This is a genomic window from Rhizobium sp. M1 (genome assembly GCF_002531805.1).
GTDB classification, from domain to species: Bacteria; Pseudomonadota; Alphaproteobacteria; order Rhizobiales; family Rhizobiaceae; genus Rhizobium; species Rhizobium etli_C.
Window position 1 is genome coordinate 37,646 of record NZ_NWSW01000032.1, and the last position, 15,971, is coordinate 53,616.

The 15,971-nt window shown below is 63.5% G+C and carries 14 protein-coding genes and 1 pseudogene; 6 read left to right on the forward strand and 9 right to left on the reverse strand.

Translation table 11 applies throughout. From position 1 onward, the window contains the following. Positions 1-12 precede the first annotated feature (12 nt). Positions 13-1,100: pseudogene (locus CO655_RS25970) on the forward strand (citrate synthase/methylcitrate synthase). Positions 1,101-1,170: 70 nt separating this feature from the next. Here the strand turns inward: CO655_RS25970 and CO655_RS25975 are convergent. The 4 genes from CO655_RS25975 to CO655_RS25990 all read right to left on the reverse strand — a co-directional run bounded on the left by CO655_RS25975 (position 1,171) and on the right by CO655_RS25990 (position 5,393). Continuing rightward, positions 1,171-2,799 (reverse strand): CTP synthase, encoded by a 1,629-nt coding sequence (locus CO655_RS25975; protein ID WP_097607930.1) that lies wholly within the window; start codon positions 2,797-2,799, stop codon positions 1,171-1,173. A 143-nt stretch (positions 2,800-2,942) separates the two neighbouring features. Next, entirely contained in the window at positions 2,943-3,458 is a 516-nt protein-coding gene (gene secG / locus CO655_RS25980; protein WP_097667343.1) for a preprotein translocase subunit SecG, read from the reverse strand. 138 nt (positions 3,459-3,596) lie between these two features. Further along, on the reverse strand, positions 3,597-4,367 hold the full coding sequence (gene tpiA, locus CO655_RS25985; protein ID WP_097667344.1) for a triose-phosphate isomerase: 771 nt from the start codon (positions 4,365-4,367) through the stop codon (positions 3,597-3,599). A 126-nt stretch (positions 4,368-4,493) separates the two neighbouring features. Further along, entirely contained in the window at positions 4,494-5,393 is a 900-nt protein-coding gene (locus tag CO655_RS25990) for a phospholipase (protein WP_097667360.1), read from the reverse strand. A 208-nt stretch (positions 5,394-5,601) separates the two neighbouring features. Between CO655_RS25990 and parE the strand changes: the two genes are divergently transcribed. The 3 genes from parE to CO655_RS26005 all read left to right on the forward strand — a co-directional run bounded on the left by parE (position 5,602) and on the right by CO655_RS26005 (position 10,343). After that, positions 5,602-7,692, forward strand: coding sequence for a DNA topoisomerase IV subunit B (gene parE / locus CO655_RS25995; RefSeq protein ID WP_097667361.1), 2,091 nt, complete (start codon positions 5,602-5,604; stop codon positions 7,690-7,692). Between the two features lie 193 nt (positions 7,693-7,885). Then, complete coding sequence (locus CO655_RS26000; RefSeq protein WP_097667345.1) at positions 7,886-9,025, forward strand: esterase-like activity of phytase family protein; 1,140 nt, start codon at positions 7,886-7,888, stop codon at positions 9,023-9,025. A 115-nt stretch (positions 9,026-9,140) separates the two neighbouring features. Beyond that, a complete protein-coding gene (locus tag CO655_RS26005; RefSeq protein WP_097667346.1) occupies positions 9,141-10,343 on the forward strand; it encodes an AI-2E family transporter in 1,203 nt (400 codons plus the stop codon). Between the two features lie 5 nt (positions 10,344-10,348). Here the strand turns inward: CO655_RS26005 and CO655_RS26010 are convergent, their stop codons facing one another. Then, a complete protein-coding gene (locus CO655_RS26010) occupies positions 10,349-10,807 on the reverse strand; it encodes a GNAT family N-acetyltransferase (RefSeq protein WP_097667347.1) in 459 nt (152 codons plus the stop codon). Between the two features lie 128 nt (positions 10,808-10,935). Between CO655_RS26010 and CO655_RS26015 the strand changes: the two genes are divergently transcribed. Further along, positions 10,936-11,346: a hypothetical protein gene (locus CO655_RS26015; protein WP_097667348.1), complete on the forward strand. Its 411-nt coding sequence runs from the start codon at positions 10,936-10,938 to the stop codon at positions 11,344-11,346. A 97-nt stretch (positions 11,347-11,443) separates the two neighbouring features. Here the strand turns inward: CO655_RS26015 and CO655_RS26020 are convergent, their stop codons facing one another. The 3 genes from CO655_RS26020 to CO655_RS26030 all read right to left on the reverse strand — a co-directional run bounded on the left by CO655_RS26020 (position 11,444) and on the right by CO655_RS26030 (position 13,883). After that, complete coding sequence (locus tag CO655_RS26020) at positions 11,444-12,589, reverse strand: DUF2336 domain-containing protein (RefSeq protein WP_097667349.1); 1,146 nt, start codon at positions 12,587-12,589, stop codon at positions 11,444-11,446. A 101-nt stretch (positions 12,590-12,690) separates the two neighbouring features. Then, positions 12,691-13,299, reverse strand: coding sequence for a flavin reductase family protein (locus CO655_RS26025; RefSeq protein ID WP_097607923.1), 609 nt, complete (start codon positions 13,297-13,299; stop codon positions 12,691-12,693). After that, on the reverse strand, positions 13,299-13,883 hold the full coding sequence (locus CO655_RS26030; RefSeq protein WP_097607922.1) for a nitroreductase: 585 nt from the start codon (positions 13,881-13,883) through the stop codon (positions 13,299-13,301). Before CO655_RS26030 ends, CO655_RS26025 begins: the two co-directional genes overlap by 1 nt. Before the next feature lie 113 nt (positions 13,884-13,996). On the opposite strand from CO655_RS26030, the gene CO655_RS26035 reads away from it, so the two are divergent. After that, positions 13,997-15,094 (forward strand): hypothetical protein, encoded by a 1,098-nt coding sequence (locus CO655_RS26035; protein WP_097667350.1) that lies wholly within the window; start codon positions 13,997-13,999, stop codon positions 15,092-15,094. A gap of 2 nt (positions 15,095-15,096) precedes the next feature. Here CO655_RS26035 and CO655_RS26040 read toward each other — a convergent pair whose 3' ends face one another. After that, positions 15,097-15,939 (reverse strand): lysophospholipid acyltransferase family protein, encoded by an 843-nt coding sequence (locus CO655_RS26040; RefSeq protein WP_097667362.1) that lies wholly within the window; start codon positions 15,937-15,939, stop codon positions 15,097-15,099. Positions 15,940-15,971: the final 32 nt, after the last annotated feature.

Below are 15,971 nucleotides of genomic sequence, written 5' to 3' on the forward strand. Positions count from 1 at the left end.
AGGAGAAACAATATGAAAAACGGCTTGGAAGACGTCATCGCCGCCGAAACGCAGCTCTCGGATGTCGATGGCGAAGCGGGGCGGCTGATCATCCGCGGCGTATCGCTGGATCATCTCGTCGCGGGCGGGACCTATGAGGGCGTTGCCGCCCTGTTGCTGGATGGCCTGATGGAGCGAAGCTTCGATGAAGCGGAATTGCGCGGTGGCTGGCGAACGCGCGAACGAAAGCCTTCGCCCATATCGAGGCCGCCGACGCCGCCCTGCTCGCACTGCCGCCGGTCGATGCGATGCGGGCGCTGATCGCCCGGCTGCCCGATGGCGAGGATTTGGATATAGCGCTCGGCCTTCTGGCAGCGCCCGCAGTGTTCCTGCCCGCGGTTCTTAGGCTGCAGCGCGGCCAAAAGCCGATTGCGCCCGATGCCGCACTGTCGCAGGCGGCCGATATCCTGCGCATGCTGACTGGAAAATTGCCGAGCAAGGAGCAAGTGGCGGCGCTCGATACCTATCTCGTCACGATCTCAGACCACGGCCTCAACGCCTCGACCTTCGCATCGCGGGTCATCGCCTCGACCCAGGCCGGCCTCACCTCTTCCGTGCTGGCGGCGCTGAGCGCGCTGAAGGGGCCGCTGCATGGCGGCGCGCCCGGGCCTGTCCTCGACATGCTGGATGCCGTGGGAACGGCGGAGAATGCCGGCCGTTGGCTCGGCGACGCGCTCGATCGCGGCGAAAGGCTGATGGGCTTCGGCCACCGCATCTATCGTGTGCGCGATCCGCGCGCCGATGCGCTGAAAGGCGCGCTGAAGCCGCTGATCGCGTCGGGACAGGTGGACAGCGCCCGCGGTGCGCTGGCGGAAGCCGTGGAGGCCGCCGCGTTGGCGATCCTGAAGGCGCGCAAGCCGGACCGGCCGCTCGACGTCAATGTCGAATTCTATACCGCGCTGCTGCTCGAAGCGCTCGGCTTCCCGCGGCAAGCCTTCACCGGCGTGTTCGCGATCGGCCGCACCGTCGGTTGGCTGGCGCATGCGCGCGAACAAGCGCTCGACGGCCGGCTGATTCGCCCGCGTTCGGTCTATATCGGGCCATTGCCGGCGGCTGCATGAAGGCTGATCCGGCAGGATATCCGGATCCAATCCAGATCGCGCGTAATCGCGCGATCTGGTGCCGCACTCGTCAGACGAGGCGGCTCTGCTCCGTTGCCGCTTCGATGAAGCTGGCAAACAGCGGATGTGGGTCGAGCGGGCGGCTCTTCAGTTCGGGGTGATACTGCACGCCGATGAACCAGGGGTGATCGGGATATTCGATCGTCTCCGGCAGAACGCCGTCCGGCGACATGCCGGAGAAGACGAGGCCGCAGCTCTCGAGCCGGTCCTTGTAGTCGATATTAACCTCATAGCGGTGGCGATGACGCTCGGAAATGTCGGTCGAACCGTAGATTTCCGAGATCTTCGTGCCCTTCTTCAGGGCCGCCTTGTAAGCTCCAAGGCGCATCGTGCCGCCGAGATCGCCGGCCGCGGTGCGCTTCTGCAGCTCGTTGCCCTTGACCCATTCGGTCATCAGGCCGACCACCGGTTCTTTCGTCGGGCCGAACTCGGTCGACGAAGCCGCCGGCACATCCGCGAGATTGCGTGCCGCCTCGATGACGGCCATCTGCATGCCGAAACAGATGCCGAAATACGGCACCTTGCGCTCGCGGGCAAAGCGGGCCGCATGGATCTTGCCTTCGGAGCCGCGCTCGCCGAAGCCGCCCGGCACGAGGATGCCATGCACCTTTTCCAGATAGGGTGCCGGATCTTCCTTCTCGAAGACCTCGGACTCGATCCATTCGAGCTTGACCTTGACGCGATTGGCAATGCCGCCGTGATGCAGCGCCTCGATCAGCGATTTATAGGCATCCTTGAGGCCGGTATATTTGCCGACGATCGCGATCGTCACTTCGCCTTCCGGCGTCCGGATGCGATTGCAGACCTCTTCCCACTGGTCAAGGCGCGGCTTCGGCGCCGGCTCGATGCCGAAGGCGGCGAGCACTTCGTCGTCGAGGCCTTCCTTGTGGTAGGCCATCGGCACGTCATAGATGTTGGCGACATCGAGTGCCTGGATGACGGCGGACGGACGCACGTTGCAGAACAGCGAGAGCTTGCGGCGCTCGGCTTCCGGGATTTCGCGATCGGCGCGCACCAGCAGGATATCGGGATGAATGCCGAGCGCCTGCAGTTCCTTCACCGAGTGCTGGGTCGGCTTGGTCTTCAGTTCGCCTGCCGCCGGAATATAGGGCATCAGCGTCAGATGCACGTAGACGGCGGTGCCGCGCGGCAGGTCGTTGCCGAGCTGGCGGATTGCCTCCATGAAGGGCATCGCCTCGATGTCGCCGACCGTGCCGCCGATCTCGCAGATGACGAAATCGTAGTCCTTGTTGCCCTCGGTGACGAAATCCTTGATCTCGTTGGTGACGTGCGGGATGACCTGCACCGTCGCGCCGAGATAGTCGCCGCGCCGTTCCTTGTCGATGATGTTCTTGTAGATGCGGCCGGTGGTGATGTTGTCGGTCTTGGTTGCCGAACGCCCCGTGAAGCGCTCGTAGTGGCCGAGATCGAGATCGGTTTCCGCACCGTCGTCGGTGACGAAGACTTCGCCATGCTGGGTCGGGCTCATCGTGCCCGGATCCACATTCAGATAGGGGTCGAGCTTGCGAAGCCGGACCCGATAACCACGAGCCTGCAGCAAGGCTCCGAGAGCCGCGGCCGCGATTCCTTTTCCGAGGGAGGAAACCACGCCGCCAGTGATGAATACGTATCGCGCCATGGGATTCACCGGATACCTTTTCAAAAACGATTCCACCAGCCCAAAAATTCTTTTCCAGAACTTTCGAAGCCTGAGGCGGGAATCTGAACAAAAGAAAACCGGCAGACCCGAGGGCCTGCCGGCGGTTTATGTCGAAGACCGGTTTACTGTCCCGTCGGGACGCCGGAGGGCTGAGCCGGCGCCGGCGCGGCCGGAGCTGCGGGCGTTGCCGGGGCAGTCGTTGCCGGAGCGGTTGCTGCCGGCGCATCCGTTGAAGGCACGCTGGCCGCGGGGGCCTGGGCTGCCGGAGCCTGCGGAGCGGGCGCGGCGGCGCCGCTGCTCGGAACGCCGTTGCCGGCCGGCTGGTTGGCCGGAGCCTGTGCGCCGCCGAGCGAATCGAGAATGCCGTTGCCCTGGCCGCTCGTGGCCGGGATGCGGTCGAGAATATCGCCCGGACGGCCCTCGTAACGCGTCAGTATGCCGAGGCCGAGCGACGTCAGGAAGAACAGCGTGGCAAGGATCGCGGTCGTGCGCGTCAGCGCATTGGCCGTGCCGCGGGCCGACATGAAGCCCGAACCGCCGCCGATGCCGAGGCCGCCGCCTTCCGAGCGCTGGATGAGCACGACGCCGACAAGCGCGAGCACGATCATGAGATGGATGACAATCAATACTGTCTGCATGGGTCCAGTCCTGCCCGCCGGAAGACGGACATAATTAAAAATTCTGGCGGCTCTTTACATGAGGCGTTCATCTATTCCAAGCCCTTCGGCCGAGAATACGCCCCGGATTGAACGAATAACCCGGGAATAAACAATGCCTCAGGCGAGCAGCGCCTCGTAGGCCCGGTAGATGGCGAGGAAGTCGGCGGCTTTCAAGCTCGCCCCGCCGATCAGCGCGCCGTCGACATTGGCAATGCCCATCAGTTCGCCGGCATTGGCCGGCTTGACCGAGCCGCCATAGAGAAGGCGCATCTTCCGGCCCTGGTCGCCGAAGCGCGCCGCCATTTCGGCGCGCATGAAGGCATGCGCCTTTTCCACGTCTCCCGATGTCGGCGTCACACCTGTACCGATCGCCCAGATCGGCTCATAGGCGATAACCGTATTTTCGGCGGTTGCGCCATCCGGAACGGAGGCCGAAAGCTGGCGCTTGATGATGTCGAGCGCCTGGCCGGCGCGGCGTTCGTCCGCCGTCTCGCCGATGCAGATGATCGCCGTCAGCCCGGCGGCAAAGGCGGCCTCCGCCTTGGCGCGCACCAGATGGTCCGTTTCGGCGTGGTCGGTGCGGCGCTCGGAATGGCCGACGATCACATAGGTGCCGAAACTGTCGGCGATCATTTCGGCCGAGATGTCGCCGGTATGCGCCCCGGACGCCTTCTGATGGCAGTCCTGCGCGCCGATCGAAAGCGGGCTGTCGGTGCAAAGCGCGGTCGCCACATAGAGCAGCGTCGCAGGCGGGCAGATCAACGCCTCAACCTTATCGGCGAGCGGCGGATGAACACCCTCGGCGATCGCCTTGATCTGATCCAGAGAGGCACGGGTGCCGTTCATTTTCCAATTTCCCGCCACGAGCGGGCGCACGTCAGGTGTCATGCCGGCCTTCCCTAAATCTGCTTATGCCTGCGGCCATATCAAAAGCTTGCGGCAAAGAAAAGCATCATGCCCCTGACGTAAGGGGAATCTCGGCAATCCCAGGCAAATTTTGCCGAAAAACCCGCGCTAAGCCGCAAGAAGCCAGTTCAACACCCTGCGCCAGTCGATCATCCGGATCGGCGTTCCGTGATTGCCGGTCTGAAACAGCGTGAAGCGCGTCGGATATTTTGCCTTGTGCAGTTTTTCGAACAGCGCCTGCTGGTCGCTGGCGGCATAGACCGGATCGCGGCTGCCATGCGCGAACCAGAGCGGCAGTTTTGCCCGGTAGAAGGCGCTTCTGGTGAAATCGGGATCGGTAACCCCGCTCATGACAAGCATGCCCTTCAGCCGCTTGACGCTGGCCTCGTCGCGGGCAATGCCCCAGCAGAGCTGACTGCCCATCGAGGCGCAGGACAGGATGACCGGCCGGCCAGGCGATTGGGCGCTGGCATAGCGGATGAGGCCGGCGATGGCGGCAACGCCGTTGCTGTCGAAGCTCTTGACCGTCGGCGAATAATAGACGCCGCCATTGCCGGCGGCGAGGTTCTTCAGCCGGTTGAAATTGCCGCCGAAGCTGTAGTCGTTGGCCCCGAGCCGGCGGTCGCCGTCGCGGCCGTGGATGAAGATCACGGTGAAGGCGGCATTTTTCGCCGGTCCCACCCTGGTGACATCGAGGTCGATGCCGTCGAGGGAGAGCGTTTCGTCCGCCTGGGCCTTGCGGATGCCGAGCGCCACATATTTCTGCTGCACCCGCTTCTGCGGGATCTGGTCGCGGCCGTTGATATCGCGCATCTCATCGTAGTCGATGACCTCGAAGGCACCGTCGTCGCCGGTCTGCAGGATGGTCTGCTTCGAGAACAGATCGTCCTTGAAAGGCCCCAGCGCGCCGGCCGCCTGCGCCGGCCCGCCTGATAACAGTACCACCGCGGACAGGAAAAACGCCGCAATTGCCGATATAACAGTGCAATCACTTGTGGACATTCGCATGCGGATGGTTTCCTGAAGCCTGCCGCCGCTTGCCATTCCGCGCCCGGCAACGCAAATCATGTGTCAAACTCCGCCAGAATTGGCGGTGTCGCGTATAGAGGTGCTTTCTGGCAGAATCTGCCTGATTCGCAAACGTGACATGAAATGCGGTGATTTTGGGTCGGCGGCGGATGCAAGCCCAAGACAGGATGAAGATCTGAACGGCTCCATGGACGACAGCAACGACCTTTTCTCCGGACTGCCCCTTTCTGAAAAACGCGAGGAGGCACAGAAGCCCGTAGCGCCGGCCGAGCGGCCAGCGGCCGCAGCGCCCATCGCCGCGACGCCGCCCTCCGCCTCTGCGCGCCCGGCGCCTGCCGGATCAAACTCGGACGACTACGGCGCTTCGTCGATCCGCGTCCTCGAGGGCCTCGAGCCGGTGCGCATGCGCCCGGGCATGTATATCGGCGGCACCGACGAAAAGGCGCTGCATCATCTCTTTGCCGAAGTCATCGACAATGCGATGGACGAGGCGGTCGCCGGACACGCCAATTTCATCGAAGTGCATCTCGATCTGCAGGGGTACCTCACCGTCACCGATAACGGCCGCGGCATCCCGGTCGAGAACCATCCGCAGGTTCCGGGCAAATCGACGCTCGAAGTCATCATGACCAAGCTGCATGCCGGCGGCAAATTCGACGGCAAGGCGTATGAGACATCGGGCGGCCTGCACGGCGTCGGTGTCTCGGTCGTCAACGCGCTGTCCGACGTCCTCGAGGTCGAGGTGGCGCGCAACCGCAAGCTCTACCGCCAGCGCTTCTCCCGCGGCCTGCCGCAGGGCGGGCTCGAGGAATTGGGCGACGTCCACAATCGCCGCGGCACCCGCGTGCGCTTCCATCCCGACGCCCAGATCTTCGGCGAGCATATGAAGTTCGACGCCGCCCGCGTCTTTCGCATGGCGCGCTCCAAGGCTTACCTCTTCGGTGGCGTCGAGATCCGCTGGAGCTGCGAGCCCGGCGTTCTGCCGGAAGGGTCCGAGGTGCCTGATAAGGCCACCTTCCATTTCCCCGGCGGCCTCAAGGACTATCTCCAGGCGACGATGGGCAAGGAGTTCACCGTCACCCGCGAGATCTTCGCCGGCAAGACCGAGAAGGCCAGCGGCCACGGCTCGATGGAATGGGCGATCACCTGGTATGGCGGCGATCCGCAGGTGCATTCCTATTGCAACACCATCCCGACCCCCGAAGGCGGCACGCACGAGGCAGGCCTGCGCATCGCGCTGACCAAGGGGCTGAAGGCCTATGCCGAGCTGACGCAGAACAAGCGCGCCGCGCAGATCACCACCGACGACGTGATGATCTCGGCCGTCGGCATGCTGTCGGTCTTCATCCGCGAGCCGGAATTCGTCGGCCAGACCAAGGACAAGCTGGCGACCGTCGAAGCCCAGCGCATCGTCGAAAACGCGCTGCGCGACCCGTTCGACCACTATCTCGCCGACAATCCGAACGAGGCGGCCAAGCTGCTCGACTGGGTGATCGAGCGCGCCGAGGAGCGCCTGCGCCGCCGCAAGGAAAAGGAAGTCAACCGCAAGACGGCGGTGCGCAAGCTGCGTCTGCCCGGCAAGCTCGCCGACTGCTCGCAGAATACCGCCGAAGGCGCCGAGCTCTTCATCGTCGAGGGCGATTCGGCAGGCGGTTCGGCCAAGCAGGCGCGCAACCGCGCCAATCAGGCGATCCTGCCGCTGCGCGGCAAGATCCTCAACGTCGCCAGCGCCGGCCGCGAGAAGTTCGGCGCCAACCAGCAGCTCGCCGATCTCATCCAGGCGCTCGGCTGCGGCACGCGCGCGAAATACCGCGACGAAGACCTGCGCTACGAGCGCATCATCGTCATGACCGATGCCGACGTCGACGGCGCCCACATCGCCTCGCTGCTCATCACCTTCTTCTATCAGGAGATGCCGGAGCTGGTGCGCGGCGGTCACCTCTTCCTTGCCGTTCCGCCGCTCTACAAGATCACGCAAGGGGCGAAATCCGCCTATGCCCGCGATGACAATCATCGGGCCGAACTGATGCAGACGGAATTCAAGGGCAAGGCCAAGGTCGAGATCAGCCGCTTCAAAGGTCTCGGCGAGATGATGCCCGCCCAGCTCAAGGAAACCACCATGGACCCGTCCAAGCGCACCCTGCTCCGGGTGCTGATCGACGAGGTGGATTTCGAAGGCACACGCAGCGCCGTCGACGATCTGATGGGCACCAAGCCCGAGGCCCGCTTCCGCTTCATTCAGGAGCGCGCCGCCTTCGCCGAAAACCTGGATATTTAAGCAGGCCTTAGGCGCGCCGCCCCCGACAGAGACTCTCGGCGCGCCCTCATTTTAGCATTTGCGATTTCACGGAACTGACGAAGAACCGTAACAACTCCGTCAAACAACCGGCGCATGAAGCGGTCGGCGCGCCCTCCCCGGGAGGAACGCCTGCGTCCGTTCGAACCTTTTCAACCCTGGCCGGATACTTGCCATGACCAAGCGTTTTCTCGCGACTGCCGCTTTCGTTCTCCTGTCCAGCACCGTGACTGCAAGGGCCACCGATATCGGCGCCACCGCCGAAACCGCCTGCCCCTTCGGCGATTGCGCCGCCGGCATTTCGCTCTCCTATCTCGGTGAATTCGTCATCCCGACCGGCCAGATGGAAAACGGCGTCGAATTCGGCGGCATCTCCGGCTTCGATTTCGATGCCGCCACCGGCCACTATCTCGCTATCAGCGACGATCGCTCGGATAAGGCGCCGGCCCGCTTCTATGAACTCGACATCGATGTCGACGCCTCCGGCCTCAAGGGTGTTTCCATCGTCAAGCATGTGACGCTGAAGGACAAGAACGGCGAGCCTTTCGCGGCAAAGACCGTCGATCCGGAATCGATCCGCCTGGGTAAGGACGGCATCTATTGGGGCAGCGAAGGCGACGCCAAGGTGCTGCTGCCGCCCTTCATCCGCGTCGCTGCGCCGGACGGTACTTTCCTGCGCGAATTCAAGCTGCCGGAAGGCTTTGCACCGACCCTCGACAAGTCGACCGGCATCCGTGACAATCTCGCCTTCGAGGATCTCGCCGTCGCACCCTCGGGCGACGTTTTCGTCGGCGTCGAAGCCGCCCTCTACCAGGACGGTCCGAAGCCGTCGCTGATCACGGGCAGCCTGTCGCGCATCATCCGTTACGACGGCGCGACCGGCGAGCCGAAGGCGCAATATGTCTACCCGGTCTCGCCGATTCCGCAGGCCGCCGCCAAGCCCGACGGCGGCAACGACAACGGCATGTCGGAAATGCTCGCTCTCGACGATCACCGCCTGCTCGCCGTCGAGCGAAGCTATGCCGAAGGCGTCGGCAACAACATCAAGATCATGATGGTCGATCTCGCCGACGCGACCGACATATCCGCCATTGCCTCACTCGCCAAGAACGACCAGCGCGTCGTCCCGGTTCGCAAGAGCCAGATCCTTGATCTCAGAGCAATCGGCCTTGTTCCCGACAATATCGAGGCGATGTCGTTCGGCAAGGCCAAGGATGGAACCGACGTCCTCATTCTCGGCTCGGACAATAATTTCTCGGCCGCGCAGAAGACGCAGTTCTACGCCTTCAAGATTTTGCGTCGTCCACAACAGTAAGACATCAGCTCTGATGGCTGAATAGCGACGCTTTGTATACGCTTTCACGGTGCGGACCTTGAAACCGCCGGGTTCATAGCCCATAACCAGAAGACAAGAATAAGAAGAGGCGCGCGTGGGTGTGTTTGACCGTCAGAGAAGCAATCATGAACCGCGATGGCTGGGCTCGTCGGCGCCGACACGCACGCCGCTGATACCCTCCATCTCCGCGGCGCGCTGGCTGCTGGTGCTGATCGTCGCCGCCGGCGTCTATTTCTTCTACGGCTTTCTAGTGCCGGTGCTGGCCGCCCTCGTCATCGGCTTCGCCAGCTGGCCGCTCTACCGCAAGCTTCTTGCCCGCGTCGGCGGCAATACGACGATCGCCGCGACCATCGCCATCATCATGATCGTCACCTTTCTGGTCATCCCGATCGGATTTGCGGCCACCTATACGACGGGCGAAGTGCGCACCTGGCTCGCCTGGGCGATCCACGCCAACCGTTCGGGGGCCTCGACACCTGGCTGGATCGCCGCATTGCCGTTTGCCGGCCCCTATCTCGATGAGCTTTGGACAAAATATATCGGCAGCCCGGGCGCGCTCGGCGAGCTCATCCAGGCGGTCAGCGGCGCCCATATCGGCAATATCTACCGTGCCGTCCTTGCGGCCGGCGGTGGCGCCTTCCATCTTCTCCTGACGCTGCTCTTCATGCTGATCGCGCTGTTCTTCGTCTATCGCGACGGCTTCTCATTCTCCAAGCAGATCGACATGCTGGGCGAGCGCATCCTGCCGAACCGCTGGGAACGCATTTCCCGCGTCGTTCCGGCGACAATCAGCTCCACCGTCATGGGCATGACACTGATTGCGATCGGCGAAGGCATCGTGCTCGGTCTTGCCTATTGGATCGCCGGCGTGCCGTCGCCGGTGACGCTTGGCGTGCTGACGGGTGTGATGGCGCTGATACCGGGCGGTGCGCCGCTCTCGTTCACGCTGGTCTCGATCTATCTCCTGGCGAGCGGCTCGCATGTCGCCGGCGTCGGTCTCTTCGTCTGGGGCACGGTCGAGCTCTTCATCGTCGACAAGACGCTGCGGCCGAAGCTCGTCGGCGGCCCGATCAAGCTGCCCTTCCTGCCGACCTTCTTCGGCCTTGTCGGCGGCGTCAAGACGATGGGCTTTCTCGGCCTCTTCATCGGCCCGGTGCTGATGGCGCTGATCGTCGCCATCTGGCGCGAATGGATCCACGAGGCCCGCAACGCCGACACCGGCGAGCGAGGGCCGCAGGTCGTCATCGACGAACAGGCCCCGCCGTCCAAGCCGATCCCCCGCGTCGCCGAAGGCTGAGACCCCTATCCCAGCCGTTTTTCCATGAACAGGCTGAGCGGGTCCGGCAGATAGGCGCCGAAGGCCTCGATCTCCCGATATCCGTATTTGCGATAGAGAGCGATCGCCTCGGGCTGATAGATGCCGGTTTCGAGCCGGATCGCCATCAACCGCTTTTCCCTTGCGACCGCCTCCAGAGCGTTCATCAGGCCGCTGGCGATCCTCAGTCCCCTCGCCTGCGGGTCGACGAACATGCGCTTGATCTCCGCCGTACCGTCGCCGGCCTCCACCAATGCGCAGCATCCGACGATTGCGCCATGGTTGCGCGCCACGAAGAAACTCACCGAAGGTTTTTCCAGGAGAGAAAGATCCACCAGATGGTTGCTCTCGGCCGGATAGAGCGACTGCGCATAGGCATCGGAAAGATCGAGAAGGCGGATGACGCCCTCCTGCCGCGGCGGCTCCTGGGCAATGGTAACGGACATGCTGGCTCCCGATGCTTGCGGGGCGCAATTTTTCGCTGAGATGACGAAGAGTTAATGCTCTTGCCTTCATTCGGTTGGAATTGCGCCGTCTAAGGCGATGTCAGGTTCAATAGCCAAGGAAGCAGAATATGCAAGCGGTGCTCATCGCGATGACCATTCTCGGTTGCGACGATTCCGTCACCCAGTGCAGCTATGTCGCGACAGTCGACAAGCGTTGGGAAACCGTTGCCGCCTGCGATGCCGAGGCCGAGCGCCGGCTGAAGGCCTATGCCAATGTCAGCTATCCCTCGGTGATCGCGGTCTGCGAGGCGCCGAAAGCGGTTGCCGCCGCCGAACCGCCAAAGCCGGCGCCGGCCGCCATTCCTGCGCCCGAGCCTCTCGAACAACCCGTCGGAAAGCTCGCCAGCTTCGCTGAAAATATCGCCGGCCAAGTCCGCGCACATCTTCCCTCGGGCCGGGACGTCAAGGAGACGCTCTCCAAGCCCGTGCACTTCGTATCCGCCAGCTATTCCTGGGTAGTGACACGGATCGCCGACTAAAGCATGTCGCGCAAAAGTGTGCGCGGTTTTGCGGCAACGATGCGTGAAAACCGAGAGCTAAAGCGCAAGGAGCGAATCTGAAAGATCGCGATGCGCTTTAGGCCGCTGCAAGCGCCGCATAAACGCGGGCTGATTGCCGCTGCTCGGCTACATGCAGCTTCTCCACCATGTCAAGCAGTTCTCCGACCGCGCCATGTGCGCCATCGTGATGGCGGAATTTTTCGAGAAGACGACCGCAGACGGTGCCGAGCACGCTGCCCGGCGCCTTCCGGGCCGCCTCGCGCCACAGAAGCGTCGCCTCCACGAAGATCACGCTGATATCCCTCGGCAGGCCGGCGGATTCATAGAGCGCGCGCACCGCATGCATGCGTCCCGTCGCCAGGATCGAGCGCACGCGGCGCTCGCCGCAGCCTGTCAGATCGACGATCGCTCCGGCGAAGAAGTCCACCTTGCCGCAGCAGAGGGCGTGCATCAGGAAGGACGGCGTCAGACGGCCGTTGAGACGCAAATGTTCGACGAGGTCAGGTATCTCCCGGGGCGCGATATCGCCGGCAATCGATACGATCGCCGCTTCCGTCGCCTCGCGGCTGATCCGCTGCAGCCGCTGCAGCCCGATCGCCGCCTGAACAAGCGGCAGACCGACCAGCGCATTGCTGACATGCTGGGTCAGCAGCTGGCGGGCATCGGCCGGAAGATCGCTGCGTTCGAGAAGCAGATTGCGGATATCGCAGCAGTCGCCGAGCCGTTCGGCGATGCGCTTCAACGAAAGGCTGGAAATGACAGCGCCCTCGTTCTCGAGCAGGCAGAGCAGCTCCTCTTCATCGCCGACTTCCGCAAGGGCGGCTGAAACCGGCCGCGTCACACGCGCCCTCGCCGCGATCAGCATCCGGGTTGCGCCATTGCCGCGTGCCGCGAGATCGACGAGGTCGGCATCGGAAAGAAGCGGTGAACAGGTGACGGCGTGGCAGGCGATCTCAGGCTGATCGGCGGCAAGCGAAAGGACCAGGCTGCGCGGCGCGTCGGGCGACCAGGCGATCGCCTCGGCAAGGGCAAGCCGCACGCGCGGCGACGGATCGTCGAGCAAAAAGGTCATTGCCATCTCGGCCGCCGCCCGCTCCTCCGCGTTCATCTGAGACTGCAGATAGGCTCGACCGAGTGCGTTCGCGGCCCGGGCCCGATCACCGGTCTTGGCCGTTTCGATCCAACGAAGGAAAGATTCTACGATCACGCGACGCCCCAGCACTTGAACGCGATTCCCTCGCGTTCCTTTCATTGCTGCGACCGTAGCGGCAAAAGGTTTAAGATTCGTTCACCATATTTCTTAAGCCCTTGTATGCCTTCGCGTCAGCCCTCGACCTGGGGCCGGAGCATCTCGAACACATCGCTGCCCTCGCTGTAATCCATGTACCCCATGCGGGCCACAGGCCGGGCGATCGACATGTCGAGGCGGCCGTCCCTGACGATCGCCTCGTCGATGCGGATGCCGATGACCTCGCCGAAGACGATGACGTTTTCGGACGGCGTACCCGACAGCGTCTTCGGCTCGATGATCTCGGTGACCCTGCATTCGAGCACCGCGAAAGCCTCGCCGACATAGGGGGCGTCGATAAGTTCGGCCTGCTTCGGCGTCAGTCCGGCGAAGCCGAATTCGCTCTCGCCATAGGGCAGTGCGGCCGAGGAAAGGTTCATCTTTTCGGCGAGATCGCGGCTGACGAAATTGCAGGTGAAGACGCCGGTCTCGGCGGCGTTGCGCTGGCTGTGCTTGCGGCCCGCCGAAGAGAACATCACCAGCTTCGGCCGGTCGGCGACGGCGTTGAAGAAGGAATAGGGCGCAAGATTGATCGAGCCGTCCCTGCCCTTGCTGCCGATCCAGCCGATCGGCCGCGGCGAGACGATCGCCTTGAAGGGATCATGCGCCAGCCCATGGCGGTTGCTGTCGGTGGTGTAGAACATCAATCCTCTCCACCGATCCAGGTGACGGTGTCGGCAAGCTCCGGCCGCGGCCGCTCGATTGCCGGAAATGTCGTCGAGCCGATATGGATGAAGCCCGCCACCTTTTCATCGGAACCGACGCCGAGCAGCGGATAGGCGCGCTCATCATAGGCGAACCACTCCGTCAGCCAGTTGGCAACGTAGCCATGGGCATTGGCAGACAGGATGACGTTGAGGCAGAGGGCGCCGGCCGACATCAGCTGCTCCCATTCCGGGATCTTGATGTGCGGCCCCGCCTTGCTGACGACGGCCACGACCACAGGCGCGCGGGTGAAGCGGGTGCGTTCGACCTGGATCATCTCTTCGGAAAGGTCAGGTTTCGTCTCGAGCGCCAGCGTCAGCAGCGCCTCGCCGAGGCGGACGCGCTCCTGTCCGCGATAGACGATGAAGCGCCAGGGCGCGATCTTGCCGTGATCGGGAACACGCGAGGCAAGACGCAGGATTTCCTCGATTTCGGCCTTCTCGGGGCCTGGTTCGCACATCTGAAAAGCGGGGATGGAGCGGCGCACGGCAAGGTAGTCGATCAGCTTGATATCGGATTTCATGCGGGAGAAACTTTCATTTTTATGCTGCTGCGAAGCGTGGGTCTTGAATTTGCCATCGCGTTGGTCTTGAAGTGGCCTTTGCGATTTCAGAAGTCAATCGGTTCACGAAACAGATGTTTGGCATTTCGCCTTTTGCACGCCTCGGCCTCGCCATCGCCCTGATGGTAGTGACGCCCCTCGGCGCCGGCGCGCAGGACGCTTTCAAGGACTTCAAGCAGATCGAATCCACGCCGAAGATGCCGAAGCTCAACGCTTTCATCGCGCCTGGCACCGCCCCCGAAGCCGCCAAGCTGCGCGACGTCGCGATGGAAGCCAAGCTGACGGCCGACGGCACGCCTGTCGAGGATGGTCTGTCCTGGTACGTCTTCAGCCCGATCGCCGGAACCGACGGCAAGCTGCCGCTGATCGCCAGCGCTAAGGGCGGACCCGCCGCCTTTCAGCTCGCTCCGGGCGATTATTTCGTCAATGTCTCCTTCGGCCGCGCCGGCGTCACCAAGAAGCTGACGGTGCCGGCCGACGGCCAGGTCGACAAGCAGGTGATGGTGCTTGATGCCGGCGGCCTGCTGCTCAATGCCGTCTCCGGCACCGATGCCCGCATCCGCCCCGATCAGTTGAGCTTCTCGATCTATTCCTCGGAAGTCCGGGACGACGGCGAGCGCGGCCTCGTCGTGGCCGACGTCTCCCCGAACACGGTCGTGCGCCTTAATGCCGGCACCTATCACATCGTTTCCGAATATGGCAGCGTCAATGCAGTCATCCGCGCCGACATCCAGGTCGAGGCCGGCAAACTGACCGAAGCGACGATCCAGCACCGCGCCGCCCAGATCACCTTCAAGCTGGTCTCCGAAGCCGGGGGCGAAGCGATCGCCGATACGGCCTGGTCGATCCTGACGGCAGCCGGCGACAGCGTCGGCGAAAGCGTCAGCGCCTTTCCAACCATGGTGCTTGCCGAAGGCGAATATTCCGCCGTCGCCCGCAACAAGGACAAGATCTACCAGCGGGATTTCAAAGTGGTCGCCGGCAGGAACACCGATGTCGAAGTTCTGATGAAGGACCAGCAGCCGCAGCAGCCGGAGAGTGCGGCGCGCACGGTGCAGCAGGTGCCGGCCGGCACGCCGCCGCCGCCGGGTGTCCAGCCGGCTCCGGAAGCGCCGCTGCCCTCCTATGAACAGCTCGTGCCGCAGGGCGGCGACGGCGCCAGCCTCGATTGACCTTACCGCAAGCGGTGCCGTCTCGGCCGCTTCGAGGGCGGCGCCATCGAAAAGACGGCCTCATGGAGGCGGGCGAGCAGATCTTTGCGGTCGCTACCCTCGCTCAATGACTCCCAGCTCAGCATCTCGCCGACATGGGCCGTGATCGTACGGCCGGACAGCCGGCGGAACTCGCGGATCAGCAGCGACAGACGCAGCGTCATCGATGTCAGGCTCGCCAGGTGGAACAGCCGGCCATTCTGGCCCTCGAAATAGACCGGCAGCACGCTTGCCCGCGCCGCCTGGACGAGTTTTGCCGGAAACAGCTTCCACGGCAGGTCTTCGGCGCGGCCGAACCCCCTTCTCGCGGTGGCAACGCCGCCAGCCGGAAAGACGATGATGGTCGTGCCTTCCTTGAGCAGCCGCACCGCCTCGTTCCGGCTCTTCATGTTCATCGCCAGGGCCTCCCGGGTCTCTTCAAAGGAGATCGGCAACGAATAGGATGCCATCTCCGGCACCTTCAGCAGGTCGTTATGAATGAGTATCTTGAAGGGACGACCGAGTTGTTCGGCAAGCGCCAGGACAGCGATGCCGTCGCCGATGCCAAAAGGGTGGTTGGCGACGATGACGATCGGTTCAGTGGGAACGGGTTCGAGCGGCCAGTGGCCCTTGACGTCGATCGCGACGTCGATGAGATCGAGCGTCCTGGCGAAGACGCGATCGCTTTTGCCGATGATATCGCGGCGCCAGATTTCGTAGAGGCCGACATAGTGATCGCGGCCCGAAAGCCCTTCGATCGAGCGGATCAGCCACCGCTTCAGCCGCGGGTCTGCGTCATTGGCATAGGATAGTTCTTTGAAGCGCACGCCGGCCCCGGGATGATCCGCTCCCCGTTCGC

What these genes read in the sequence shown, in the direction of transcription:
- CO655_RS25975 (WP_097607930.1), bottom strand. Translation starts at nt 2,799, where the DNA reads ATGGCGCGATACGTATTCATCACTGGCGGCGTGGTTTCCTCCCTCGGA.
- secG (WP_097667343.1), bottom strand. Translation starts at nt 3,458, where the DNA reads ATGCAGACAGTATTGATTGTCATCCATCTCATGATCGTGCTCGCGCTT.
- tpiA (WP_097667344.1), bottom strand. Translation starts at nt 4,367, where the DNA reads ATGACACCTGACGTGCGCCCGCTCGTGGCGGGAAATTGGAAAATGAAC.
- CO655_RS25990 (WP_097667360.1), bottom strand. Translation starts at nt 5,393, where the DNA reads ATGCGAATGTCCACAAGTGATTGCACTGTTATATCGGCAATTGCGGCG.
- parE (WP_097667361.1), top strand. Translation starts at nt 5,602, where the DNA reads ATGGACGACAGCAACGACCTTTTCTCCGGACTGCCCCTTTCTGAAAAA.
- CO655_RS26000 (WP_097667345.1), top strand. Translation starts at nt 7,886, where the DNA reads ATGACCAAGCGTTTTCTCGCGACTGCCGCTTTCGTTCTCCTGTCCAGC.
- CO655_RS26010 (WP_097667347.1), bottom strand. Translation starts at nt 10,807, where the DNA reads ATGTCCGTTACCATTGCCCAGGAGCCGCCGCGGCAGGAGGGCGTCATC.
- CO655_RS26015 (WP_097667348.1), top strand. Translation starts at nt 10,936, where the DNA reads ATGCAAGCGGTGCTCATCGCGATGACCATTCTCGGTTGCGACGATTCC.
- CO655_RS26025 (WP_097607923.1), bottom strand. Translation starts at nt 13,299, where the DNA reads ATGTTCTACACCACCGACAGCAACCGCCATGGGCTGGCGCATGATCCC.
- CO655_RS26030 (WP_097607922.1), bottom strand. Translation starts at nt 13,883, where the DNA reads ATGAAATCCGATATCAAGCTGATCGACTACCTTGCCGTGCGCCGCTCC.
- CO655_RS26035 (WP_097667350.1), top strand. Translation starts at nt 13,997, where the DNA reads ATGTTTGGCATTTCGCCTTTTGCACGCCTCGGCCTCGCCATCGCCCTG.